Annotated in this window: 28 protein-coding genes; 16 read left to right on the top strand and 12 right to left on the bottom strand. The window is 69.8% G+C overall.

Annotated features, from left to right (window positions below):
• Window positions 1-37 precede the first annotated feature (37 nt).
• The 3 genes from LT972_RS02085 to LT972_RS02075 form a co-directional block, all read right to left on the bottom strand.
• On the bottom strand, window positions 38-442 hold the full coding sequence (locus LT972_RS02085; RefSeq protein WP_232571540.1) for a hypothetical protein: 405 nt from the start codon (window positions 440-442) through the stop codon (window positions 38-40).
• A complete protein-coding gene (locus tag LT972_RS02080) occupies window positions 439-705 on the bottom strand; it encodes a hypothetical protein (protein ID WP_232571539.1) in 267 nt (88 codons plus the stop codon). The genes LT972_RS02085 and LT972_RS02080 overlap by 4 nt, the downstream gene beginning before the upstream one ends.
• A 242-nt stretch (window positions 706-947) precedes the next feature.
• Window positions 948-1,853, bottom strand: coding sequence for an isoaspartyl peptidase/L-asparaginase (locus LT972_RS02075; protein ID WP_232571538.1), 906 nt, complete (start codon window positions 1,851-1,853; stop codon window positions 948-950).
• Between the two features lie 162 nt (window positions 1,854-2,015).
• Between LT972_RS02075 and icd the strand changes: the two genes are divergently transcribed.
• Together icd and yciH are read left to right on the top strand one after the other, a co-directional pair.
• Window positions 2,016-3,275: an isocitrate dehydrogenase (NADP(+)) gene (icd, locus tag LT972_RS02070; protein WP_232571537.1), complete on the top strand. Its 1,260-nt coding sequence runs from the start codon at window positions 2,016-2,018 to the stop codon at window positions 3,273-3,275.
• Window positions 3,276-3,395: 120 nt separating this feature from the next.
• The gene (gene yciH, locus LT972_RS02065; protein ID WP_232571536.1) at window positions 3,396-3,683 is read left to right on the top strand and encodes a stress response translation initiation inhibitor YciH; all 288 of its coding nucleotides are present in this window, start codon (window positions 3,396-3,398) and stop codon (window positions 3,681-3,683) included.
• Between the two features lie 16 nt (window positions 3,684-3,699).
• Here the strand turns inward: yciH and LT972_RS02060 are convergent, their stop codons facing one another.
• From LT972_RS02060 to LT972_RS02050, 3 genes are read right to left on the bottom strand one after another with little or no spacing between them, the layout of a single operon-like run.
• Window positions 3,700-3,939 carry a lipoyl domain-containing protein gene (locus tag LT972_RS02060; RefSeq protein WP_232571535.1) on the bottom strand — a complete coding sequence of 80 codons (240 nt, stop codon included), beginning with the start codon at window positions 3,937-3,939 and terminating at the stop codon, window positions 3,700-3,702.
• Window positions 3,936-4,955 (bottom strand): alpha-ketoacid dehydrogenase subunit beta, encoded by a 1,020-nt coding sequence (locus LT972_RS02055; RefSeq protein WP_232571534.1) that lies wholly within the window; start codon window positions 4,953-4,955, stop codon window positions 3,936-3,938. Before LT972_RS02055 ends, LT972_RS02060 begins: the two co-directional genes overlap by 4 nt.
• Window positions 4,955-5,983, bottom strand: coding sequence for a thiamine pyrophosphate-dependent dehydrogenase E1 component subunit alpha (locus LT972_RS02050; protein ID WP_232571533.1), 1,029 nt, complete (start codon window positions 5,981-5,983; stop codon window positions 4,955-4,957). The genes LT972_RS02055 and LT972_RS02050 overlap by 1 nt, the downstream gene beginning before the upstream one ends.
• A 151-nt stretch (window positions 5,984-6,134) precedes the next feature.
• Between LT972_RS02050 and LT972_RS02045 the strand changes: the two genes are divergently transcribed.
• The 3 genes from LT972_RS02045 to LT972_RS02035 are packed head-to-tail and all read left to right on the top strand — an operon-like array spanning window position 6,135 to window position 9,375.
• Window positions 6,135-7,343: a CBS domain-containing protein gene (locus LT972_RS02045; protein ID WP_232571532.1), complete on the top strand. Its 1,209-nt coding sequence runs from the start codon at window positions 6,135-6,137 to the stop codon at window positions 7,341-7,343.
• The gene (locus LT972_RS02040; RefSeq protein WP_269780540.1) at window positions 7,340-8,815 is read left to right on the top strand and encodes an RtcB family protein; all 1,476 of its coding nucleotides are present in this window, start codon (window positions 7,340-7,342) and stop codon (window positions 8,813-8,815) included. The genes LT972_RS02045 and LT972_RS02040 overlap by 4 nt, the downstream gene beginning before the upstream one ends.
• 38 nt (window positions 8,816-8,853) lie before the next feature.
• Window positions 8,854-9,375 (top strand): DUF5817 domain-containing protein, encoded by a 522-nt coding sequence (locus LT972_RS02035; protein ID WP_232571531.1) that lies wholly within the window; start codon window positions 8,854-8,856, stop codon window positions 9,373-9,375.
• 29 nt (window positions 9,376-9,404) lie between these two features.
• Here LT972_RS02035 and LT972_RS14840 read toward each other — a convergent pair whose 3' ends face one another.
• From LT972_RS14840 to LT972_RS02020, 4 genes are all read right to left on the bottom strand, one after another.
• Window positions 9,405-9,539, bottom strand: a complete 135-nt coding sequence (locus LT972_RS14840) for a hypothetical protein (protein WP_269780539.1) — start codon at window positions 9,537-9,539, stop codon at window positions 9,405-9,407.
• Between the two features lie 76 nt (window positions 9,540-9,615).
• Window positions 9,616-9,957, bottom strand: a complete 342-nt coding sequence (locus LT972_RS02030; RefSeq protein ID WP_232571530.1) for a hypothetical protein — start codon at window positions 9,955-9,957, stop codon at window positions 9,616-9,618.
• Between the two features lie 40 nt (window positions 9,958-9,997).
• On the bottom strand, window positions 9,998-11,212 hold the full coding sequence (gene hmgA, locus LT972_RS02025; RefSeq protein WP_232571529.1) for a hydroxymethylglutaryl-CoA reductase (NADPH): 1,215 nt from the start codon (window positions 11,210-11,212) through the stop codon (window positions 9,998-10,000).
• A gap of 39 nt (window positions 11,213-11,251) precedes the next feature.
• Window positions 11,252-11,782, bottom strand: a complete 531-nt coding sequence (locus LT972_RS02020) for a GbsR/MarR family transcriptional regulator (RefSeq protein ID WP_232571528.1) — start codon at window positions 11,780-11,782, stop codon at window positions 11,252-11,254.
• A gap of 55 nt (window positions 11,783-11,837) precedes the next feature.
• On the opposite strand from LT972_RS02020, the gene LT972_RS02015 reads away from it, so the two are divergent.
• From LT972_RS02015 to nadC, 10 genes are all read left to right on the top strand, one after another.
• Window positions 11,838-12,521, top strand: coding sequence for an ABC transporter ATP-binding protein (locus LT972_RS02015; protein ID WP_232571527.1), 684 nt, complete (start codon window positions 11,838-11,840; stop codon window positions 12,519-12,521).
• On the top strand, window positions 12,508-13,242 hold the full coding sequence (locus tag LT972_RS02010; RefSeq protein WP_232571526.1) for a hypothetical protein: 735 nt from the start codon (window positions 12,508-12,510) through the stop codon (window positions 13,240-13,242). The genes LT972_RS02015 and LT972_RS02010 overlap by 14 nt, the downstream gene beginning before the upstream one ends.
• A complete protein-coding gene (locus LT972_RS02005) occupies window positions 13,239-13,967 on the top strand; it encodes a hypothetical protein (RefSeq protein ID WP_232571525.1) in 729 nt (242 codons plus the stop codon). The genes LT972_RS02010 and LT972_RS02005 overlap by 4 nt, the downstream gene beginning before the upstream one ends.
• 51 nt (window positions 13,968-14,018) lie before the next feature.
• Window positions 14,019-14,336, top strand: a complete 318-nt coding sequence (locus tag LT972_RS02000; RefSeq protein WP_232571524.1) for a thiamine-binding protein — start codon at window positions 14,019-14,021, stop codon at window positions 14,334-14,336.
• Entirely contained in the window at window positions 14,333-15,463 is a 1,131-nt protein-coding gene (locus LT972_RS01995) for a thiamine ABC transporter substrate-binding protein (protein WP_232571523.1), read from the top strand. Before LT972_RS02000 ends, LT972_RS01995 begins: the two co-directional genes overlap by 4 nt.
• Window positions 15,464-15,856: 393 nt before the next feature.
• Complete coding sequence (locus LT972_RS01990; protein WP_232571522.1) at window positions 15,857-17,374, top strand: amidohydrolase; 1,518 nt, start codon at window positions 15,857-15,859, stop codon at window positions 17,372-17,374.
• Window positions 17,375-17,435: 61 nt separating this feature from the next.
• A complete protein-coding gene (locus tag LT972_RS01985; protein ID WP_232571521.1) occupies window positions 17,436-17,600 on the top strand; it encodes a hypothetical protein in 165 nt (54 codons plus the stop codon).
• Window positions 17,601-17,846: 246 nt separating this feature from the next.
• Complete coding sequence (gene nadA, locus LT972_RS01980; RefSeq protein ID WP_232571520.1) at window positions 17,847-18,971, top strand: quinolinate synthase NadA; 1,125 nt, start codon at window positions 17,847-17,849, stop codon at window positions 18,969-18,971.
• Between the two features lie 2 nt (window positions 18,972-18,973).
• Window positions 18,974-20,485, top strand: a complete 1,512-nt coding sequence (locus LT972_RS01975) for an L-aspartate oxidase (protein WP_232571519.1) — start codon at window positions 18,974-18,976, stop codon at window positions 20,483-20,485.
• Window positions 20,472-21,287 carry a carboxylating nicotinate-nucleotide diphosphorylase gene (gene nadC, locus LT972_RS01970; RefSeq protein ID WP_232571518.1) on the top strand — a complete coding sequence of 272 codons (816 nt, stop codon included), beginning with the start codon at window positions 20,472-20,474 and terminating at the stop codon, window positions 21,285-21,287. Before LT972_RS01975 ends, nadC begins: the two co-directional genes overlap by 14 nt.
• On the opposite strand, the gene LT972_RS01965 is transcribed toward nadC, so the two are convergent.
• A complete protein-coding gene (locus LT972_RS01965) occupies window positions 21,279-22,070 on the bottom strand; it encodes a TrmB family transcriptional regulator (RefSeq protein ID WP_232571517.1) in 792 nt (263 codons plus the stop codon). The two genes, nadC and LT972_RS01965, sit on opposite strands and share 9 nt — an antisense overlap.
• A gap of 102 nt (window positions 22,071-22,172) precedes the next feature.
• On the opposite strand from LT972_RS01965, the gene LT972_RS01960 reads away from it, so the two are divergent.
• Window positions 22,173-22,511, top strand: coding sequence for a DMT family transporter (locus LT972_RS01960; RefSeq protein WP_232571516.1), 339 nt, complete (start codon window positions 22,173-22,175; stop codon window positions 22,509-22,511).
• 16 nt (window positions 22,512-22,527) lie between these two features.
• Here the strand turns inward: LT972_RS01960 and gpmI are convergent, their stop codons facing one another.
• On the bottom strand, window positions 22,528-24,063 hold the full coding sequence (gene gpmI / locus LT972_RS01955; RefSeq protein ID WP_232571515.1) for a 2,3-bisphosphoglycerate-independent phosphoglycerate mutase: 1,536 nt from the start codon (window positions 24,061-24,063) through the stop codon (window positions 22,528-22,530).
• Between the last annotated feature and the right edge of the window lie 233 nt (window positions 24,064-24,296).

Raw genomic sequence — 24,296 nt, 5'->3', positions numbered from 1 at the left:
CGCGGCAAAGAGGTTGTGGGTCGCCCCCGACGGCGGACTACCGGACGAGCGAGACGACCCGGCGCGCCGCCGCGCCCGCGACGCCGCCGGCACCGCCGAACAGCGCGCCGAGCGCCGACGGCTCCGGGTCCGACGCGAAGTCCACGAGGGTTCCGACGACCGGTTCGCCGCCGTGAATCGCGTGGAAACCGAGGTCGGACCCGGCGAACGCGGCGACGCCAACGGCCACGCAGACGACGAGCGCGTCGTACCGGTACGCGTAGCCGAAGCCCCCGGCGAGGCCGACCGCGACGGCCCACAGCGGGAAGACGACGCCGCCGGACTGCCCGGACAGCGTCCACGCCATCAGGAGCGCGCAGCCCGCGGCCGACGCGAGCACGGCTGGAAGCCCGCGCGTGACCGGCGTCTCGTCGGGACCGAACAGGAGCGAGTGGAGAGTCACGCTTCTGCTATTTCGTTGCCGCGTGCCACCACGTACAACAGAACTACGCCCACCCCGACGGCGAGCACGAACTGGCTGGCGAACCCGAGCAACACCGAGAACACCGACAGGAACCCCATCGTCTCCACCAGCAGCCAGTTCAACGCGACCGGCACGAGCGCCGCCGCACCGAACGCCGCGACCAGCGCCGCCACCGGCAGCGCCTCGCGCCACACCGCGCCCACATCTAGTTCGTTACCGTCGAAGAACAACCGAGAGGCCATACCACGACCCACGCCCGCCCGAGTGAAGAAGCCAACGAGGACCAAAATCGGCGTCTCACTCATGCCCGGTTCGCTCGCTCCGTTCGAACGCTCGCGGCTCCCTCCGGTCGCCGTTCGTCGTCCCGTGCCCTCCCTGCGGTCGGGCACGCGCTCCCCGCTCGCCGTAACGAGGTCCCTCCCTACGGTCGAGACCGCGCTGCTCACGCCTCGCTTCGCTCAGCGTTCGCACATTCCGGTAGCCCTCACTCCGTTCGGGCTACCGCAGTCTGCATCTGCTCGGAGTTGAACGCCTCCCCCGCGTTCCCGTCGTCGTCGAGGACGATGACGCCCGACGACGACCCCGTGAGTTCGCCGAACTCCTCGATGGCGCGGTCGGCGGCCTGCTGGGCGTCCAGCCCGGATTCGAGGTGGCGGACGGCGCGCCGCGTGAGCGTCGTCTTCGCGATGTCCTCGCCCGCGCCGGTGGCGGACGCCGCGCCGGCGGGCGCGGCGTAGAACCCCGACCCGATTTGGGGCACGTCGCCGACGCGCCCGGCGAGCGCCAGCCAGCGACCGCCCGTGGAGGTGGCGGCGGCGAACCGGCCGCCGTCGAAGGCGACGGCGCCGACGGTGTCGTGGTCCTTCTCGTAGCCGTCCCCACCCTCGTCCCGTCCGTCCGGGTCCGTTTCTCCGAACTTGTCGCGAATCCACGCGAGGTGCTCGGTGGGCGTGCCCTCGGGGTGGTCGTCGAGGTCGTCCCAGCGCTCGCGGGTGTCCTTGGTCCAGAGGTCGCACTCCACGTCCACGCCCACGTCCGCCGCGAAGTCGACGGCGTGCACGCCGTTCAGCAGGACGTGGGGCGTCTCCTCCATCACGGCACGCGCGACCGAGACGGCGGCCTCGACGCCCGGCATCGACGCCGCCGCGCCGGCCTCCCGGTCGCTGGTCATCACGCCCGCGTCCGTCCGAATCACGCCGTCGGACTGCACCGCGCCGCCCGACCCGGCGTTGAACCGCGCGTCGCCTTCCAGCACGCGAATCGCCGATTCGACGGCGTCCACGGGGTCGGTCTCGCTCGCGCCCGCGTCGGCCGCCTCGTCGAGTGTCGCCTGCCGGGGTTCCGGTTCGTCGGGACTGCCGCCTGCGCCGCCGTGTACGATGACTCGCATTAGCGGTTCTCCCGCTCGCGGCGTCTTAGTCGGTGCGGGTTCGCGGTCCGCACCGCTCCCCACCGGACCGACCGCAGACCGCGATTCCGACCGCGGCAAGGTTTGACGCGGGCGTCCGAAACAGCAGTCCTTTTAGGCGCATCCTCCGAGTTGCAAACGACAATGACCTACGACAAGATCGACGCCCCGGAGAGCGGGGAGAAGATCACGTACGACGAGGACAACGACGTTCTTCACGTCCCCGACGAGCCCATCATCCCGGTTCTCCACGGCGACGGCATCGGGAAGGACGTCGGCCCGGCCGCCCAGAAGGTACTCGACGCCGCCGCCGAGGCGACAGGCCGAAGCATCCAGTGGATGGACGTGTACGCCGGCGAGGACGCCCGCGAGAAGTACGACGAGAACCTCCCCGAGGAGACCGTCGAGGCCATCCGCGAGCACCGCGTCGCCATCAAGGGCCCGCTCACGACGCCGGTCGGTGCCGGCTTCCGCAGCCTGAACGTCGCGCTCCGCAAGAAACTCGACCTCTACGCGAACGTCCGCCCGACGTACTACCTCGACGGCGTTCCGTCCCCCGTCAAGGAGCCGGAGAAGATGGACATGGTGAACTTCCGGGAGAACACCGAGGACGTCTACGCGGGCATCGAGTGGGAGGCCGGCACGGACGAAGTCGAGCAGGTCCGTGACTTCGTCGAGGACGACATGGGCTTCGACGCCACCATCCACGACGGCGACGTCGGCATCGGCGTCAAGCCGATTACGGAGTACGGCACGAAGCGTCTCGTTCGCCGCGCCATCCAGTACGCCATCGAGAACGACCGCGACTCGGTCACCCTCGTCCACAAGGGTAACATCATGAAGTTCACCGAGGGCGCGTTCCGCGACTGGGGCTACGAGGTCGCCGAAGAGGAGTTCCCCGAGGAAACCATCGACGAGGACACGCTCTGGGACGAGTACGACGGCGAGGCGCCCGACGACGTGGTCGTCGTCAAGGACCGCATCGCCGACAACATGCTCCAGCAACTCCTCACGCGCACGGAGAACTACGACGTGCTCGCGATGCCGAACCTCAACGGCGACTACCTCTCGGACGCCGCGGGCGCCCAAATCGGCGGCCTCGGCATCGCGCCGGGCGCGAACTTCGGCGACGGCCGCGTGCTCGCAGAGCCGGTCCACGGCTCCGCGCCGAAGCACGCCGGTAAGGACAAGGCGAACCCGACCGCGATGATTCTCTCCGGCAAGCTCATGCTGGAGTACATCGGCTGGGACGACGCCGCGGACCTCGTCCACGACGCCGTCGAAGCCCAGATCAGCGAGCACCGCGTCACGTACGACCTCGAACGGCAGGTCGAGGGCGGCGTCAAACTCGCCGCGAGCGAGTACGCCGAGGAAGTCGTCGAGCGCATCCACGACCTCGCGTAAGTTCTCGGAATTTCCGTTCCCCGATTTTTCTTGTGCCGTGCCGACAGCCACCGGCTCGAAAGTCCCGGCCGGCGACGCTCGCGCGACACGGCTTTGCGTCTCGCTACCGTACCCCTCGGTATGGCCGAGGACGACCCGTTCGAGGGGATTCCCGACGACCCGACCGCGGACCTCGACGCCGCCACCCAGCAGTTGACGGTGCGCGTCGAGAAACGGCGGTACGACAAGCCGGTCACCGTCGTGGAGGGGTTCGACACGAACAGCGTGGACGTGGACGCCGTCGCCAGCCGGCTGAAGAAGAAAGTCGCGGCAGGCGGCACCGTGAACGGCGACACCATCGAACTGCAGGGCGACCACAGCGACCGCGTCCCCGACCTCCTCCGCGAGGAGGGGTTCGAGGTCACGTGAGCGGGGCGACTCCCGGTCAGTCGATGCGCGCGATGGCGTCGCCGCGGCGGAACTCCCCGCTCTCCTCGACGAGGCGCGCTATCGTCCCCGAGGCGGGCGCGGGCACGTCCACGCTCACCTTCTCGATTTGAATCTCGGCGACCGTCTCGCCTTCCTCGACGCTCGCGCCGTCGCGCACGAACCAGTTCGCCACGACGGCCTCGTCGACGTCGTCGGCGTCCTCGGGCCAGACGCTCGCTGGGTCGACGTCGGTCATTCTGTGACGCGGTTGGCGGCGTCGGCGATATCTTCGCTATCGGCGAGGAACTCCTGTTCGAGCGGCCGCGAGTAGGGAATCGGCACGTCGGGGCTGGCGACGCGCTCGGGCGGCGCTTCGAGGTCGTCCCACGCGCGCTCCGTGGCGAGCGCGGAAATCTCGCCGGTGAGGCCAAAGGAGTGGTAGTCCTCGTCCACGACGACGAGGCGGCCCGTCTTCCGCACCGAGTCGAGAATCGCCTCGCGGTCCAGCGGGACGAGCGACCGCAGGTCGATAACCTCGGCGTCGACGCCGTCGTCGGCCAGCGTTTCGGCGGCCGCCAGCGCGCGGTGGACGTGCAGGCCGAGCGTGACGATGGACACGTCGGCCCCCTCGCGTTTCACCTCGGCCTCCCCGATTGGCACCTCGTAGTCCTCCTCGGGGACGGCGGTCTTCGGGCCCTCCGGGGCGGGCATCCACCCGAGTCCCATCAAGCGCTTGTGGAACATGTAGACGACCGGGTCGTCGTCCCGGATGGCGGCGTGCATCAGGCCCTTCGCGTCGCGGGCGTTCGACGGCACCACGACCTTCATTCCGGGGAGGTGGGCGAACGTCCCGTACAGCGTCTGGGAGTGCTGGGCGGCGTCGTTGTACGTCCCGCCGACCGCCGTGGTGAGGACCATCGGCACCGAGACCTGCCCGCCGCTCATGTACGTGTGCTTCGCCATCGCGTTGTATATCTGGTCGAAGCACACCCCCAGGAAGTCGGTGAACATCAGTTCCGCGATGGGGCGCATCCCCTCCATCGCGGCGCCCGTCGCGGCGCCGATGTACGCCGTCTCGCTGATGGGCACGTCCATCACGCGGTCGTGTCCGAACTCGTCTAGGAGGCCCTGCGTGGAGTCGAAGATGCCGCCGTAGTCGGCGACGTCCTCGCCCATGTAGAACACCTCGTCGTTCTCGCGCATCTCGGTCGCGATGGCGTCGACCATCGCGCGACTCATCGTCACCTCGCGCTCGCTGGCCTGCTGGCTCATCACTCGTCACCCCCCTGTTCGGCGGCCATCGGGCGGCCCTGGGGCGGGTTCGAGAACACGTCCTCGTAGGTCGCCTCGGGCGCCGGTTCGGGCTGGTCTTTCGCCCACTCGATGGCGTCGTCGACGCGCTGTTCGGCGGCCTCCCGAATCTCCATCAGTTCGTCGTCGCTCACGCCGGCCTGCCGCAGGTCGTCCTCGAGTCGCGGGATGCAGTCGAGGTTCTGCGCGCGCTCGACGTCCTCGTCGGGCCGGTACGCCTCGGCGTCGCCCATGAAGTGGCCCATGCGGCGGTGGACCTGCACCGACAGCAGCGTCGGGCCGTTGCCGCTCCTGGCGCGCCCGACGGCGTCCTCGGCGGCCTCGTACACCGCACAGACGTCGTCGAACTCGACGCGCTCGCCGGGCAGGTCGAAGCCGCCGGCGCGGTCGGCGGCGTTCTCCACGTCGGTGACGCGCTCCTGGGGCATCGAGATGGCCCAGTCGTTGTCCTCCACGACGAACACGACCGGGAGGTCGTGGACGGCCGCGAAGTTCAGCGACTCGAAGAAGCCGCCCTGGTCGATTGCGCCCTCGCCGAGGTAGGAGACGGCGACGGCGTCGGTGTTGCGCTTCTTCGCGGCGAGGCCGGCCCCGACGGCGGGCGGACAGCCCTGCGCGATGATGCCCGAGCACGCGAAGTTCACGTCCGGGTCGTAGAGGTGCATGTGGCCGCCCTTCCCCGAGCAGAGCCCGGTCTCGCGTCCGAAGATTTCGGCCGTCATCTTCTCTAAGTCGACGCCCTTCGCGATGGCGACGTGGTGGGGTCGGTGTGGCGCGGTGACGGTGTCGTCGTCCCGGAGGTGCGCGCAGACGCCCGCGCCGGCGGCCTCGTGGCCGGCGGCGAGGTGGAGTTCGCCCGGAATCGGGCCCGCGGAGATGTCGAACGCCGGCTGTTTCCCCTCCAGGTACTCCTCTTGGAGTCGCTCCTCGTAGTAGCGTGCGGTGACCACGTCGTCGTAGAGGTCCCGCATCGTGTCGGCTGTGAGCATACCACGGGACGTTTCGACCGCGCCGAGTGAATAGATAATTGACAGGTGTTGGCCAGTTGGTGGCCACGGCCCGTCGAGACACCGCGGCCGGTCGACAACGGGCAACCGTCTGGTAAAAGCGCTGAATCCCGTTTCCGCCGTCGTTCCCGACATGAACATCGAGGACGTGTACGCCACTGAGTTCGTGACCGTCTCCCCGGACGAACCGGCGTCGAAGCTCGCGGCGCGGTTCCGCGACACCGACGCGAAGGCCGTCGTCGTCGCGGGCGACGGCTACGAGGGCGTCGTCACCGAGCGCCAGTTCCTCCGGTCCCACGTCACCCCGAAGACGAAAGTCGGGTCGCTCGTCTGGAACGTCCCCACCGTCTCCCCGACGACGAACGTCCGGGCCGTGGCCCGACACCTCATCGGCGGACAGACCACCCTGCTCCCGGTGTTCGAGGGCGAGAACCTCGTCGGCGTCGTCACCGCCGACGGCGTGCTCGACGCTGTCGCGTCGAACCTGAACGTGCTGTCGGTCGCGGACGTGCTGACCGACGACCCCGTGACGCTGTCGCCGTCCTCGACCGTCGGCACCGCGCTGAATCGCCTGCGCGAACACCGCATCTCCCACCTCCCCGTCGTCGACGACCGAGGTGAGGCCGCGGGCGTCGTCAGCGTGAACGACCTGCTCGGCGTCACCACGCGCGCCGTCTCCCGGTCCTCGGGCGGCGACAGCGGCTTCCGCGAGGGGCGGAGTCACGGCGGGTTCGGGGCGCGCGAGGGCGACCGCGACTCGATGCTGGATGTACCCGTGCGGAACGTGATGACCGACGTGGTGGAGGCGACGACGCCGGAGACACCGCTCGGGGACGCCGTGGGGACGATGCTCGACCGCGGCGTCTCCTCGCTGGTGGTCACCGAGCGCGAACGCCCGACGGGCATCGTCACGAAAACGGACGCGCTCCGGTCGCTGACGTGGACCGACGAGCGGAAACCCGACGTGCAGGTCCACCACAAGGACCTGATGGACGACCTCTCGATGGACGAACTCCGGGACGGCATCGAGGCCATCGTCTCGAAGTACGACGCGATGCAACTGCTGGAGGCGAACGTCTACTTCCACGAACACGAGGAGCGCCTGCGCGGCACGCCGCTGATGCTCGCGCGCATCCGCCTGTTCACGGACAAGGGCCACTTCGTCGGCACGGGCGAGGGGTACGGCGCCGCCCACGCGTTCCGCCTCGCGGCGAACGTGGTAGAGCGCCAGATTCTGGAGGGGAAGACGCGGGGTCGCGCGAAGAAGGGCCGCGACCGCGAGGAGCGCACCGCGCACAAACTCTACGGCTGGTACCTCTCGGGGCCGGGTGAGCGCGGATGACCGACCCCGACGCCGGCGGCGACGGCGAACCCGACACGGACGCCGACGCCGGCCCGGAGTTCGAACCGGCGGCAGTCGAGGAGAACGTCTACGAACTCCCGCAGGAGGGCGACATGCGGGTGCCGGCGCGCGTCTACGCCAGCGACGCCCTGCTGGACGAGATGCAGTCGACCGGCGACCTCACCCTCGAACAGGTGCGGAACGTCGCGACGCTGCCGGGCATCCGGCGGTTCGCGCTCGTGTTGCCGGACGGCCACCAGGGGTACGGGTTCCCCATCGGCGGCGTCGCCGCGGTCGGCCGGGAGGACGGCGTGGTGTCGCCGGGCGGCATCGGGTTCGACATCAACTGCGGCGTACGCCTGCTCCGCACCGGCCTCGACCGCGAAGCCCTCCGCGGCCGCGAGGACGAACTCGCGGAGTCGCTGTCCCGCCGCGTGCCCGCTGGACTCGGGAAGGGCGGCTACGTCGACACCGACCGCGACGACGTGCTCGGCATCCTCGACGACGGCCTCGCGTGGATGCGCCGCGAGGGGTACGCGACCGACCACGACCTCGCGCACTGCGAGGAGGGCGGCCGCCTCGACGGCGACCCCGGCGCCGTTCCGCCGAAGGCAGTCGACCGCGGCCTGAATCAGGTGGGGTCGCTCGGGTCCGGTAACCACTTCCTCGAAGTCCAGCGCGTCGCCGACGTCTACGACGACGCGACCGCGGACGCGTTCGGCCTGCGCGAGGAGCAGGTCTGCGTCCTCGTCCACACGGGCTCTCGGGGGCTCGGCCACCAGACGTGTACGGAGTACGTGCGGCGCTTCGAGCGCGCGTACCCCGAGGCCGTCGACGCGCTCCCCGACCGACAACTGGTGTACGCGCCGCTCGGGGACGACCTCGCGGAGCGCTACCTCGACGCGATGCGCGCCGCCGCGAACTTCGCGTGGGCGAACCGACAGGGCGTCACGCAGGCCGTACGGGACGCCTTCACCCACGACCTCGGGCACGGCGACGTGGAACTGGTGTACGACGTCTGCCACAACGTCGCGAAGGTCGAGGAACACGGCGGCGAGCGCGTGCTCGTCCACCGGAAGGGCGCGACGCGCGCGTTCCCGCCCGGACACCCCGAAGTTCCGGAGGCGTACCGGGACGTGGGCCAGCCGGTCGTCATCCCGGGGAGTATGGGCACGCACTCGTACGTGCTCGCGGGCGGCGAGCGCTCGATGGAACTGACGTTCGGGTCGACGGCGCACGGGGCGGGCCGCCGACTCTCACGGACGCAAGCGAAGAAGGACTACCCGGTGGGGGAACTCCGGGAGTCGCTGCGGGAGCGCGGCGTGACGGTGGCGGCGCGGTCGGAAGCGACGCTCGCGGAGGAGGCGCCGGGCGCGTACAAGGACGTGGACGAGGTGGTGCGCGTCTCTGACGCGCTCGGCATCGGGACGACGGTGGCGCGACTCGAACCGCTCGTGACGGTGAAGGGGTGACCCGGTAGTTTATCCGATACGGCGACCGACTCCCCTGCATGTACGCGGTGGTCGGGTGTTCGGACTGTTCGGCGCTCTGGATAGTCGAGGGGCGTCCCGACACCACGGGGTGTCCGCGCTGCGAGACGCGCCACCAGTTCGGGAACCTCAAGCAGTTCGTCACCACCGAGGACGAGGACCACGCCCGCGAGGTGCGGGCGTCGATGCTCGCGAACCGGTCGGGGCACGGCGACGCGTTCGCGGAGGTCGAGTCGTTCGCGGAGCTCGACGACTACGTCGACGACGCGGGGATGACCGACGACGAGTACCTCGACCGGTCGGGCGTCGACACCGACGAGGTCGAGGGCGTCACAGAGCGCGTCTCCCGGTCGTCGCGCAGCCTCGGGAAGCGGGAGGCCGTTGAGACGGCGCTCCGCGAACTCGACGAGCCGAGCGAGCGCGAGGTGAAGGCGTTCGCCGCCGAGCACGACGTCGGCGAGGCGTACGTCGAGCGTACGCTCGAGAAGTTCGTCCGTGCGGGGAAACTGACGGCGACGGCGGACGGCTATCGGCTGCTGTAGTTCGTCGACGGTCGAGTGGCGGTGCGGCGTCAGAGCGGGCCGCCGGCGAGTGCGCGAGCGAGCGTGAGCGCGAGCACCAGCACGGTGAGCAGGAGTTTGAGGACTCGCAGAGCGCGCACCGCGCTCTCGGAGCGGCCGGCGTCGTCGTCGCTGTGGGCGCGCATGCTCTCACCCAAGCACTGTGAGAAAATAACCCTACGTCTGCCCCGGAGTGAAAGTGAAACTGGTCGGTCGCCGAACTCAGGCGGCCCACACGAGCAGGGCGAACCCGCCGACGCCGACCCCCGAGAGCCAGCACACCGCCTGTACTTTGCCCGGAATCGGGAGCACGTTCCCGGGGTCGTAGTCCTGCGGGTTGCCGATGTCGTCGCCGATGACCGCCGACGCCGACGCCGAGTCGATACCCGTGTCCGTGACGCCGACCGTCAAGGGCACGATCATCAGCGGCACGCCGAACAGAATCATCCCGAGCAACAACAGCGGGAAGTCGTTCAGGGCGGCGGCGCCCGTCGCGACGGCGGCCGTGAGAACGCCGACGCCGCCCCAGCGCACCGCCACCGCCTTCAGTTCGGAGGTCACCATACCGGGCGTTTCCCGACGGCCAGGTAAAAATTTTGTCGCGTCACCGACCGAGTTCTTCGTGGGCCGACGAGAGGTGGCGGGACGCGAGCGCCGCGAGCAGGCTGAGTTCGCCGGCGAGCGCGCCCGCCGCGATGATTTCCGCGAGCGCGTCGGCGTTCGACCCGGCCGGGTCGCCGCCGCCGCGCACGCCCAGCACGTCCAGGGCCTCGCGCTGGGTCGGGAGTTTCGTGCCGCCGCCGACGGTGCCGACTTCGAGGCTCGCGAGGTTGACCGAGGCGTAGAGGCCGTCTTCGCGCGCCTCGACGGTGGTGATGCAGTTCGACCCCTCGACGACCTGCGCGGCGTCCTGCCCGGTGGCGAGGAAGACGGCGGCGACGACGTTCGCGGCGTGCGCGTTGAACCCGAGGCTTCCGGCCTTCGCGGACCCAATCAGGTTCTTCCGGGTGTTGGCCTCCTCGACGGCCTCCGGCGTCGTGTTGAAGCGCTCCTCGACCACGTCGCGGGGAATCGTCACGTCCGCCGTGACGGTGCGCCCGCGGCCCTCCACGGCGTTGATGGCGGCGGGCTTCTTGTCCGTACAGAGGTTCCCGGAGAGCGCGACCAGTTCCGCGGGCGTCTCCGCCTCGATTACCTCGCAGGCGGCCTCGGTGGCGATGGTGGCCATGTTCATCCCCATCGCGTCCTTCGTGTCGTACCGGAACCGCAGGTAGACGTTGTCGCCGACGACGTACGGTGTCACGTCGGTCAGTTCGCCGTGACTCGTCGTCTCCTCGGCGGCCGTCTTCAGCGCGTCGTAGTTCTCCTTCGCCCACTCCGCGACTTCGGCGCCCTCGGTCACGTCCGCGACGCGGAACACGGGCGCTCGCGTCATCCCGGTCTTCGTGACGCGGGCGTTCGCGCCGCCCGCCGCCGTAATCGCGGAACAGCCGCGGTTCACGGACGCGACGAGCGCGCCCTCCGTGGTCGCCATCGGGAGGTAGAACTCGTCGTCGGCCGCGCCGCCGGAGACGGCGACCGGACCGGCGATACCGAGCGGGAGCTGGGCGCCGCCCGCGAGGTTCTCGACGGCCGTCTCGCTGGCGTGCTCGGCGTCGAAGGAGAACGACCCGAGCGCGTCGGTGTCGGCGCCGGTCTCGCGTTCGAGGAGTTCGCGGCGCGCCGCCGCGGCCGTCTCTGCGTCGGCCTCGTCTTCGAGTTCGTAGAGCCGGAGGTCGCCGGACTGCACGCGGTCGGCGAGGTCGCTGGCGTCGGTCATGTGCGGGTGTCGGCGGCCCGACGCCCTGAAGGTTCCCCTTCAGCGACGGACGAAGTCCGAGAACGACTCGAACGCCGACCGAAGTCGGCCGGTGGGCGCGCGCGTCACTAGATTCACGAACGCCTCGGACTGGTCGTAGACGCGCTGGAGGTCCCGAACGCGCTCCAAGTCCTTCGCGGCGCGGTCGCTGTCGGCGTCCTCGAAGGCGGCCTCCGCCTCGTCGAGGGCGCGGGTCATCGTCTCTATCTCGCGGCGCACCTCGCGGTTCAGGAACTCCTGGACGATGCGCCAGAAGTCGCGTTCGGCCTCGAAGAAGGCCTTCTTCCCCTCGCCCGAGATGGAGCGCCGGTGGACCATGTGGAACCGTTCGAGTTCCTTCATCGCGGTGCTGACGGTGGACTTCGCGAACCCGCTCTCGTCGGCGAGTTCGTCCAGCGACTGTGGCTCGTGGGCGAAGTAGAGGATGCCGTACAGGCGGCCGTAACTCCGGCTGAGACCGTAGATTTCGGCGGAGCGCTCGAACCCCTCGATGACGCGCTCGCGGGCGGCCTCGGCGTCGGCGTCGGTCATACTCGAAGCGAGGCACCCGAAACGTATAAATCGCTTTGTTCGGAATATTCGATATATGCCGAATATATCGAAACAGCGAGAGAGCGCCGATGCAGACGTGGTTCTCGACGCGAACGGACTGGAGAAGACGTACAGTTCGCTCCTGCCGTGGGAGCCCGACGTGGCGGTGTTGATGGGTGCGAGTCTCGAACTCCGGGCAGGTGAAGTCGTCGGCATCGTCGGCGAGAACGGCTCCGGGAAATCCACGCTGATGCAGTGTCTCGTCGGCGCGCTGGAACCGGACTCCGGGACGGTGTCGCGGCCCGGCGGCGTCGGCTGGTGTCCCCAGGACGACCGGCTCTACGACCGGCTCACGGTGGACGAGACGTTCCGCCTGTTCGGGGAAGCCCACGACATGACCGACGCCGAAATCGCGGACGCCGCCGACCGCCTCACCGACCGCCTCGACTTCGAGCGGTTCCGCGACCGGCGCGTCGACCGACTCTCCGGCGGGAACCGGCGGAAACTCACGCTCTCCGTCTCGCTGATGCACGACCCCGACGTCCTCCTGCTGGACGAACCGTACACTGGGTTCGACTGGGAGACGTACCTCGCGTTCTGGGACCTCGCCGACGACCTCTCCGAGCAGGGGACTGCGGTCGCCGTCATCTCCCACCTCGTCAGCGAGCAGGACCGCTTCGACCGCATCTACGAACTGAAAGACGGCGAACTGGCGGAGGCCGACGATGCGGGGGCGTAGCGCGGCGGTCGGCGCGAGTGCACACGCCAAGAGCGTGCTCCGCCAGCCGACGACGCTCGCGATGCTCGCCGTCCTCCCGCCGTTCGTCGTCGTGCTGTACGGCGCCGCGATGGCGTCGTTCCCGGACGTGGCGTTCCTGTCGGCGTCCGCCGCGTCCTACGGTCGAATCGGGGGCGCGCTGTTCGCCACCGCCTTCCTCTCCGGACTGGTGGGGTTGTTCGGGACAGTGAGCGCCGCACGCGCCGACCGCTACCTCTCGTTCTCGGGGTTCTCGCCCGCGCTGTTGTTCGCGACGCGCGTCGTCGTCGCCGTCGGCGTCGCCGGCCTCGCCGCCGGCGTTTCGCTCGCCGCGCTCGTCGGCGCCGGTACGAACGTGGCGTCGCTCCCGCGGGCGTACGCCGTGCTCGTGCTCGCCGGCGTCCTCTACAGTCTGCTCGGCGTCGTGGTCGGCGCACTCGTTCCGCGCGAACTGGAGGGATCGCTCGTGCTGGTGTTCCTCGCCGACCTCGACTCGTTCCTCTCGGGCGGCGTCCTCGACGTGAACACCGACCTCGTGGCGTTCCTGCCGCTCCACTACCCGCACGCGCTGTTCACGTCGGCCGTCAGGGACGGAACGCTCGCTAGCGAGACGGTCCTGCCCGCCGTCGCGTACCTCGCGGTGCTGGCAGTCGCGGCGGGCGTCGCGTACGCCGCGGCGACGGGACGGGGGTGGTCGCTGTGACGCGCACCCGAACCGCGCTCGCGGCGACGGTCAAGCAGTTCGCGCGCACGCCCGTCCTGCTCGCCCTGTTGGTGTTCCTGCCGGCGTACTTCGTCGGCCTGCTCGGAATCGTCCTCCCCGATTCGTCGGTGGTCGCCTCGGTGCCGAGCGCGACCGTCGAGACGACGCTCGGTGCCGCCGTCCTACCGATGCTCGCGACGCTCGCCGCCGTGATGGTGGCGGGCATCGCGGGCCTCTTCCTCACCGTGAACACGCTCGACGCGGACGGCTGGCTGGCGCTCGCCGGCCTGCCGTCGCGAACCCTGTTCGCGGCGCGCGCGACGGCGCTTTCGGCGGCCGCGGTGGTGGCGTCGCTCGCGTCGACGGCCGTCCTGTTCGTCCACGTCGCGCCCGACCAGCCAGCGGTGTTCTTCGCCGCGACGCTCGTGCTCGCCGTCACGTACGGCTTGCTCGGTGCGGTCGTCGGCGTCGTTCTCGACAAACTCGCGGGCGTCTACGTGATGCTGTTCGCGCCCGCCGTCGACCTGTTCTTGTTCCACTCGCCGCTCGCGAGCGACGCGGCCCCGTGGGCGGCCGCCTTCCCGGGACGGTGGGCGGGCGTCGCGGCGACGGACGCGGCGCTAACCGGCGACCCGAACTGGGGCGCGCTCGCCGTCGGTGTCGCCTACCTCGGCGGAGTCGCGGTGGTCGCGGCGCTCGCGGTCCGGCACGCCGTGACGACGTGACCGCCGACCGCGAATAGTGGCTTATATTACTGGGTAATCAAACGTAGTGGTATGACCGTCACTGCGATGCTGTCCGTCTCACCGGTGGACAGCCCGGAGGTCGAGTTCGACGCAGAGATAGCGAAGGCCGTCGACGCGCTCGACGACTTCGACGTGCGCTACCAGACCCACCCGATGGAGACCACCATCGAAGCCGACTCCATCGACGAACTGTTCGCCGCCGCAAAAGCCGCCCACGAGGCCGTCGACGCCTCCCGCGTCGGCACCACGCTCAAAATCGACGACTTCCGCGACGACGACCTCGCCGTCGAGGAGAAGGTCGACCGCGTCGAAGCACATCTCGGCCGCGACGCGGTGAGCGACGAATGACCTCCCGGCGTCGCTTCCTCGCCGGCGTCGGCTCCGCCGCCGCGCTCGGGTTGGCTGGCTGTGTCGAGACGTCCTCGACCGAGGACAGCACCACGTCGACCACCGAATCGACGACGGAGGGGACGACCAGCGGCACGACGAGTTCGGCGGCGAGCACGCAGACGCTGAAGGTCGGCACCACGCAGTCCTACGTCGACGCCGTCTCCACGAGCGCCGGCGACTGGGTGAAACGCGAGTTCGAAGCCGAGCACGACGCGAAACTGGAGTGGGTCGTCCGCGAGAACGAGATAAACGACTTCATCCAGCGCAGACAGCGGGGCGTCGACCTCGGCGCCGACATGTACGTCGGCGTCACCCCCACGGACCTCGTGCGCGCCGACGAGACGCTGGACGCCTCGCTGTTCGAATCCTTCGACACCGACCGCGTCCCGAACGCCGGCGACATCGAGGACGCCTACCGCTTCGACCCCGAACAGCGCATCCTCCCCACCGGGTCGTCGTACGTCTGCATCGTCTACGACGAGGGCGAAGTCGAGGAGCCGACGACGCTCGACGACCTCACGAAGGACGCGTGGTCGAACGGCCTCCTCCTCCCGAACCCCCAGAACACGGTGACGGGACTCAGTTTCTTGCTGTGGACCGTCGAGGCGTTCGGCGAGGACGGCTACCTCGACTACTGGGACCGCCTCGTCGACAACGGCCTCCGCACCACCGGGTCGTGGAACGCCGCCTACAGCGCGTACTCCAGTCAGGAAGCGCCGATGGTCATGTCCTACAGCACCGACCAAGTGTACGCCGCCCAGAGCGACGCCGACATGAGCCGCCACCAGATCGCGTTCCCCAACGACCAGGGCTACGCGTACGTCTCCGGCGTCGCGCGCTTCGCCGGCAGCGACAACCCCGACCTCGCGCACACCTTCGCGGACTTCCTCCTCGACGCCGAAACCCAGCAGACCACCGCCGTCAAGAACGTCGGCATCCCCGTCGTCTCCGACGCCAGCCTCCCCGAGGACATGCAGCAGTACGCCCACGTCCCCGAGGAGAAACTCCAGTTCGGCTACGAGACGCTCAAGAACAACGCCGGCGACTGGCGCGAGACGGTCGCCCGGAAAATCGCTAGTCAGTAGACGCACGTCCTTTCCTCGCGCCACCTCTGGATTTCTATCGTTTCCGACGCATCGAAAGCCCCGACTCGCTCGTGGCCTACGACTCGCTGCGCGCTTCACTCGCTTCGCTCGTTCCAGTGCTTGCGTCGTCTCGGCTCACGAGCGAGGCTGTGGACGAAGGCGGGGGACGGTGAGACGAGCGAAGCGAGGCGAACGTCGGGAGAGCTTGCTCTCCCGGAAACAAGCACCGTAGGAGCGAACGAAGTGAGCGACGAGGAGCACAGCGAGCGCACCGAGTCCACAACCTCGGGGCTTTCGAGGCGTCGTCGACAACCTCCGAAAGACAAAGACAGAACACGAATCTGACTAGCCGGTTCCCGAAACCCTTTGCGCGCTGGGGTCCGCGTTGGAGCCATGACAGCGGCCGCCGACGTGATTTTCCTGAACGGCGAGGTGCATTCGCTCGCGGGCGAGGACGAGGTGTTCGACGCCGTCGCGGTGCGGGACGGCCGGGTGGTGCAGGTGGGCAACGATTACGACGTGGAGTTCCTGGCGGGCGTGGGGACCGACGTGGTGGACTTGGACGGTGACGTCCTGATTCCGGGGTTCGTGGACGCGCACACGCACATGGAGACCGTCGGGAAGTACGGCGTCCACGCCGACTTGCGGGGGGCGAGCGGCCCCGAGGAGGTCACGGAGCGCCTGCAGGCGCGGGCAAGTGAGACCGACGACGAGTGGGTGCTGGGGTACGGGTACGACGAGTCGGCGTGGGACGCCGACGACCTCCACCAGTCCGACTTGGACACAGTGAGCGAGAAGCGGCCCGTCGCCGCGATTCGGGAGGACATGCACACGGCGACGGTGAACGGCGTCGCGCTCGCCGAGTACGGCGACGCGATGCCCGACGAGGACGTGCTGGGCGACGGGCGCATCGTGGAGGACGCCGTCGAAGTCGTCTACGACGCGACCGACCCCGGTCCCGAGGAGACGAAGGAGTTGGTCGAGGCGGCCCAGGAGGAGGCGAACGCGAGGGGCGTGACCGCGGTTCACGACATGGTCCGGCACTCGGACGCGCCGCGGGCGTTCCGCGAGTTGGACCTCGCCGGCGACCTGACGGTGCGGGTGCGACTGAACTACTGGAGCGACCACTTAGACGCCGTCCGAGAGGTCGGCCTGCGCACGAACCACGGGAGCGAGATGGTCGAAGTCGGCGGCATCAAGACGTTCACGGACGGGAGTCTCGGCGGCCACACGGCGAAGGTCTCGGAGCCGTACGCCGACGCGCCCGAGGAGACCGGGACGTGGGTGGTCGACCCCGAGGAACTCCGCGAACTCGTCGCCGAGGCCGACGACGCGGGCCTGCAGGTGACCGCGCACGCCATCGGCGACGCGGCCGTCGACGCCGTGCTCGACGCCTACGAGGCCTGCGAGGACGCAGGCGAGAGTCGGCACCGCATCGAGCACGCGGAGTTGGCGAGCGACGACGCCGTCGAGCGCATGGCCGAACTGGGCGTCGTGGCGTCGATGCAGCCGAACTTCCTGAAGTGGGCGGGCCCCGAGAGCCTCTACGAGGACCGCCTCGGCACCGAGCGCCGGGAGGCGAGCAACCGCTTTTCGGCGTACCTGGACGCCGACGTGCCGCTCGCGTTCGGGAGCGACTGCATGCCACTCGACCCCCTGCTCGGGGTTCACTACGCCGTGAATCCGCCCGCCGAGGCGCAGGCGGTGTCGGTCACTGAGGCGCTCCGCGCGTACACCTCGGGCGGCGCGTACGCGGGCTTCCGCGAGGACGAGCAGGGCGTCGTCGAGAAGGGCGCGCTCGCCGACTTCACCGTCCTCGACGGGTCGCCGTGGGAACGCGAGGACTCGATTCGGGACGTCGACGTGTCGATGACCGTCGTCGGCGGCGACGTGGTGTACCGCGCGGACTGACCGACGGGTCCGTCCCGAACCCACCCGAAAGCCTACCTGCGAGGGCGGCGAGGTGCCGGGTATGGCCGGAGAAGGTGCCGTCCTCGTGTTGTTCCTCCTGCTCGGCGTCGGCGGCGCGCTCGCGCTCTACTACTTCGTGCGCCGCGAGGCCGAGGACACCGACCGGATGAGCCGCGAGGAAGCCCGCGAGCGCGTCTCCCGCGAGCAGGACGACGCCCGGAAGTAGCGCTCGGGAAGCGCTCGCGGATGTCCGTCTGCGTGCCGGAGAGCTTCCGGGACGCTCCAGTCGAGACGCTTTACCGCTGGTCGTTTCGGACGCGACGACTGGCATCGGCAGTATCTGAACGAACTACCACCGGCGAATCGCACGTTCTCCGAACAGGAATTCGTCCGAACCAATATTGAAGACAAAATCTTTTCAAAGTACATCATCGAATCTGCTAGCCACTACGGTGACCTGAACGTGGCAAAAATGGATACCGCGTCGTTCGAGACCGACCTGAGTCTCTTCAAGTACGACAATCTGGAACAACTCCCGTCCGAGTACCGCGACTTGGGCGAGGACGAGCGGACGGCGCGCATCGAGGCCGCGCGCGAGGCACTCGGCGACAGCGTGGTCGTCCTCGGCCACAACTACCAGCGCCGGGAAATCGTGGAGCACGCCGACTTCGTCGGGGACTCCTATCAACTCTCGAAGGAGGCCGCGAACGCCGACGCCGACTACGTGATTTTCGGCGGCGTGACGTTCATGGCCGAGAGCGCGGACATCATCACCGACGACAGCCAGTCCGTGATTTTGCCGTCGATGGAGGCCTCGTGTCCGATGGCGGGAATGGCCGAAGCCCTCCAGGTCGACGCGGCGTGGGCCGAGATTACCGCGGCGGCGCCCGACGAGGAGATAATCCCCATCACGTACATGAACTCCTACGCCGACCTGAAGGCCTTCTGCGCCGAGCAGGGCGGCCTCGTCTGCACGTCCTCGAACGCCGCCGACGCGTTCGAGTGGGCGTTCGAGCGCGGCGACAAAGTCCTCTTCCTGCCGGACAAACACCTCGGCGAGAACACCGCCCACGAACTCGGTATCGAGGATTCGACGGCGGAGTGGGACCCGTGGGACCCCGACGGGAAGGACGCCGAGGAGGTCGCCGAGGCCGACATCGTCCTCTGGGACGGCTACTGTCAGGTCCACGAGCGCTTCAGTCCCGAGCACGTCGCGCAGATTCGCGACGAGCACCCGGACGCGAACGTCGTCGTCCACCCCGAGTGCCGGCGTGAAGTCGTCGAGGCGGCCGACGTGGTCGGGTCGACGGCCACCATCACGCAGACAATCGAGGACGCCGACCCCGGCGAGACGTGGGCCATCGGCACCGAGATTCACCTCACGAACCACCTCCAGCGCTGGCACCCCGACGTGGACGTCCTGCCGCTCTGCGGCGACGCCTGCATGGACTGCAACGCGATGCGGCAAATCGACCCGAACTACCTGACGTGGGTGCTCGAGGAACTGGTCGAGGGCCGCGAGCGCAACGTCGTGGCGGTCGCGCCCGACGAGAAGGAACTCGCGCGGGTCGCGCTCGACCGGATGCTGGAGGTGTGAGAATGACGGAGTACCCCACCGCGGACGTACTCGTCGTCGGGTCGGGCATCGCGGGGTGTGCAGCCGCGCTCGCCGCCGCCCGCGACGGCGCGGACGTGCTCGTCGCGACGAAGGCCGAGCGCCCCGAGCAGACAAGTTCGGACTGGGCGCAGGGCGGCATCGCCACGACGCGGGGCGACCCCGAGAGCCTGAAGGCCGACATTCTGGACGCGAGCGACGGCGAAGCCGACCCCGAGGCCGTGGACGTGCTCGTAGAGGACGCCGCGGACGCCGTCGAGGACGTGCTCGTGGACACCCTCGACGTGCCCTTCGACGAGGCCGGCGACGGCTTCGACTTCGCGCGGGAGGCCGCGCACTCCGAGGAGCGCATCCTCCACGTCGACGCGAGCACCGGCCAGCACGTGCTCCGACCGTTCCTGTCCTTCCTCGACGAGCGCGACGGCGTGCGCATCGCGGAGGACACCGCCGCGCTCGACCTGATTACCGACGAGGGCCGCGTCTGCGGCGCGCTCCTCGACCGCGACCCCGAGACGGGCGAGAGTTCGACGACCGGCGTCCCCGCGTTCGCCGGGTCGACGGTGCTCGCGACGGGCGGTATCGGGAGTCTCTACCGGCGCTCCACGAACCCCGCCGGGGCGACGGGGGACGGGGTGGCGATGGCGGCGCTCGCGGGCGCCGACGTCGAGGACGCCGAGTACGTCCAGTTCCACCCGACGGCCTACGACGACGCGGACCCGTTCTTGCTCTCGGAGGCCGTCCGGGGCGAGGGCGCGCTGTTGCGGAACGCGGACGGCGAGCGCTTCATGCCGGACTACCACGAGGCCGCCGAACTCGCGCCCCGCGACGTGGTGGCGCGCGCCGTCGCCCGCGAGCGAGCGGCGACGGGCGAAGTCACGCTGGACGTGAGTCCGCTCGATTTCGCGGGCGATTTCCCGGACCTCGCGGCGACCTGCGAATCTCGGGGCGTCGACTGGGAGTCTGGAATCCCGGTCGCGCCCTGCGAGCACTTCCTCTGTGGCGGCGTCGACGTGGACAGCGAGGGGCGCGCGAGCCTCGACCGCCTGTTCGCCGTCGGCGAGTGCGCTCGCACGGGCGTCCACGGCGCGAACCGCCTCGCGTCCACGAGCCTGCTCGAAGGGCTCGTCTGGGGCCTGCGAGCGGGCGAGGCCGCGACCGGCCGCGACCCCGCGGTCGTCGAACCCCCGGAACTGCTGGACCGGGACCCCGACCTCCCCGCCGGATTCGCCGAGGAGAAGTTCCACCGGCTGCGCCGCGTGATGGACGAGTACGTCGGCCTCCGGCGCTCCGAGTCCGACCTGAAGCGCGCGCAGAGCGTGCTCCGGCGACTCAAGGGCGAGGTCGACGCCTACGTCCGCACCCGGACCGCCCGCGACCTCTACGAACTCCGGAACGCGGCCGTGACCGGGCTGCTGGTGGCGCGCGCCGCCGGCGAGAACGAGCAGAGCGCGGGCTGTCACTACCGCGCGGAGGAGCCAGTCGATGCCGGTCACTGACGCCGACGTCGAGCGCTGGCTCCGAGAGGACCTCGGGCACCACGACGTGACCAACGACGTGCCCGGCGAGACGACCGGCCGCCTCGTCGCGAAGGAGGCGGGCGTCGTCGCGGCCGTCGACGCCGGCGTGCGGGTGTTCGACTACCTCGGCTGTGAGGTGAGCGCAACCGTGGAGTCCGGCGAGCGCGTCGAGTCGGGGGACACCGTCCTCGAAGTCGCGGGAGACGCCCAGTCCGTCCTCCGCGCCGAGCGCGCCGCCGTCAACGTCGTCGGGCACGCCTCGGGCATCGCGACGAAGACCCGCGAGGCAGTCGACGCCGCGCGCGAGGTGAGCGGCGACGTGGCAATCGCGGGCACCCGGAAGACGACGCCCGGCCTGCGCGGCGTCGAGAAGCGTGCAGTGGTCGCCGGCGGCGGCGACACCCACCGTCTCGACCTCTCGCACATGGTGATGGTGAAGGACAACCACGTCGCCGAGATGGGGTTAGCGGAGGCGGTCCGGCACTTCCGAGGACGCGCGTCGTTCGCCACTCGAATCGAAGTCGAGGTCGAATCGCCCGCCGACGCGCCGCGAGCAGCCGAAGCAGGCGCGGACATCGTCCTGCTGGACAACATGACGCCGGCGGAGACGCGAGAGGGAGTCGAGCGCCTGCCCGACGGCGTGCTCGCGGAGGCCAGCGGCGGCATCACCCTCGCCGACGTGCCCGACTACGCCGCGACGGGCGTGGACGTGATTTCGATGGGGGCGCTCACGCACTCCGCGCCCGCCCTCGATTTCTCCTTCCGAACCGGGTCAGCGTAGGTCGGCCAGCGGTTCGGCGGCCTCCCACGCGCGCTCGAAGCGCTCGTCCAAGCGGTCTATCAGGGCGTCGTCCCGGAGTTCCACGGCGCCGAGGCGCTCGCCGTCGTCGAGGGGATGGGGGACGTGGAAGTAGACGCGTTCGGCGTCCACGAGGTCGAACGTCACCGAGAGGTCGGTCGTGACGCGGAGCGAGATTCCCTCGCGGCCCCGGTACGCCTCGCGGATTTCGTCGGGAACCGAGTCAAGGACGCCCGCGGCGACGAGCACGCGCACCGACACGTCCGTCGGCAGGGTGTCCCGGAACGCCGTCATCTCCGCCTCGTAGCGCTCCCACGGCGCGCCGACGTAGGGGTGACTCATCGCCGACCGGACCTCGCCGTCGGCGTCGTCGAACACCTGCCGGGTGAGCGAGACGGCCGTCTCGCCGCCCAGCGGCGCGGTCCAGAAGCGGCTCTCGGTCGGCGGGACTGGCGCGAGTTCGTCGCCGAGTTCGGCGGCGAGGCGCTCGTAGCGGTCGGCCTGCTCGGCGAGTTCGCGCTCCCGTTCGGCGAGCAGGCGGTCGGCGGCGGTGTCCGGGTCGACGGCGGCGTACCGCGTCGGCTCGCCGGGTCGCGTCTCCGCGAGTTCGCGCGCCGCGAGGCCGTTGAGCACGTCGTATACGCGTCCCATCGGGACGCCGCTCGCGTCGGAGGCGCCGCGCGCGGTCGCCGGGCCGTGCGCGAGCAGGGCGCGGTAGCACTTCTCCTCGTAGGACGACAGGCCGAGTTCGGCGAGCCGCGACATACCCGCCCGCCCGCGAGCGCGGCCCAAGAAGGTGCCGGAAACGCACCCCAAGTGGCGCCGCGTTCGACAAGCCACTTTTCGGTGGTGGGCGTCGCTGTGGGCGTGACACCGTACGTCTACCTCGCGGCGGCCATCGCCGCGGAAGTGGCCGGAACGACCGCCCTGAAACTCTCCGAGGGGTTCTCGAACCCCGCGCCGAGCGCCGTCGTGGTCGCGGGCTACGCGAGTTCGTTTTACTTCCTCGGCCTCGTCTTGGAGGAACTACCCGTCGGCGTCGTGTACGCGACGTGGGCCGCCGTCGGCATCGCCGCGACGGCGCTGGTCGGCGTCGTCGTCTTCGAGGAGTCGATGGACGCCGCCGGCCTCGCGGGCATCGCGCTCGTCGTCGCGGGCGTCGGCCTCCTGACGCTGGTCTCCGACGCCCACGCCCCGGCGCACTGACTCGAAAGCGACGCTTCTACTCGAACAGCGACGACCCCGTCATCGCGGCGGGCTTCTCGATGCCCAGCAGGGAGAGGAGCGTGGGGGAGACGTCGCGGAGCGCGCCGCCCTCGCGAATCGAGTGTCCGCCCGAGAGGTCGTCGCCAGCGTCGGCGTCCAGCGCGACGAACGGGACGGGGTTGAACGTGTGCGCGGTGTGGGGCTCCTCGGGCGTGCCCATGTCGTCGGCGTTGCCGTGGTCGGCCGTGAGCAGGACGTGCGCGCCGGCCTCTCTGAGCGCGGGGACGAGTCGCCCGAGTTCCGCGTCGACGGCTTCGACGGCTTCGACGGCGGCGTCGAAGTCGCCCGTGTGCCCGACCATGTCGGGGTTCGCGTAGTTCAACACGAGCACGTCCGGGTCGTCTCCCGCCAGGGCGTCGAGGACGGTGTCGGTCACTTCGGGCGCGCTCATCTCGGGCTGGAGGTCGTACGTCGGCACGTCCGGGCTCTCCACGATTTCCCGGGTCTCGCCGTCGAACTCCACCTCACGCCCGCCGTTCAGGAAGTACGTGACGTGGGCGTACTTCTCGGACTCGGCGACGCGGAACTGCGTCAGCCCCTCGCGCGAGAGCACTTCGCCGAGCGTGTCCGCGGGTTCCTTCGACGGGAACGCGACGGGGAGGTCGAACGTCTCGTCGTACTCGGTCATCGTGGCGACCGGGACGTCCGGCGGACTCGTCTCGATTCCCTCGCCCTCCCAGTCCTCGGGCCGGATGTCCGCGAGCATCCGCGTGAGCTGGCGCGCGCGGTCGGCGCGGAAGTTCGCGAACACGACGGCGTCGCCCGCGGAGAGCCGGTCGCCGCCCCGGACGATGGTGGGTTCGACGAACTCGTCGGTGTCGCCGCGGTCGTAGGACTCGGTGACGGCGTCCACGGCGCTCTCGGCGCGGTGCTGGCCGTTCCGCTCGACGATGGCGTCGAACGCCTGCTTCGTGCGCTCCCAGTTTTGGTCGCGGTCCATCGCGTAGTAGCGCCCGGAGACGGTCGCGATGTCGCCCGTTCCGTACTCGTCGACAACTTCCTGGAGCGCAGCGAGGTAGTTCTCGCCCCCGGTCGGCGACGTGTCCCGGCCGTCCGTGAACGCGTGGACGGTCGCGTCGAGGTCGTAACTCGCGGCGCACTCCACGAGCGCGTGGATGTGTTCGTGGTCGCTGTGGACGCCGCCGTCAGAGACGAGTCCCATCACGTGGAGGCGCCCGCCCGTCTCCGCCACGTGGTCGAGCGCGCCCGAGATGGCGTCGTTCTCGCAGAGTTCGCCCTCGGCGACGGCGTCGTTGATGCGCGTGTACTCCTGGTTCACCACCCGCCCCGCGCCGATGGTGAGGTGGCCCACCTCGCTGTTCCCCATCTGCCCCCGCGGGAGCCCCACGTCCCGGCCCGACGTGGTGAGCGTGCCGTCGGCTCCGCGTTCGGCGTACTCGTCGAAGTTCGGCGTGTCGGCGGCCCGAATCGCATCGAGTCTGTCGTGGTCGCCGAGCCCCCAGCCGTCCAGAATCACGAGCGCGGCCTGCATTGGCTAACAGTGGGTGCTCGGTCGTCTTTTACGTGTTGTCTCTCGGGTTGGCTTTGGAACGAACGAGGTAGTCAGCGAGTGAGTGAGTTCGATGGGTATGACGCCACCTCGAAAGCCCCGGGCCGCTCGCGGTCGTTCGCTCGCTGCGCGCTTCATTCGCTTCGCTCGTTCCAGTGCTTGCGTCGCGAGCCGACCACGCGGACGCGAGCGGCCCGCTCCTTTCGGATTCCCAC

Origin of the sequence: Halobacterium litoreum (assembly GCF_021233415.1) — an archaeon.
Lineage (GTDB): Archaea > Halobacteriota > Halobacteria > Halobacteriales > Halobacteriaceae > Halobacterium > Halobacterium litoreum.
The sequence above is the reverse complement of the archived record's forward strand: the minus strand, read 5'-3'. Positions and strand labels throughout refer to the sequence as shown.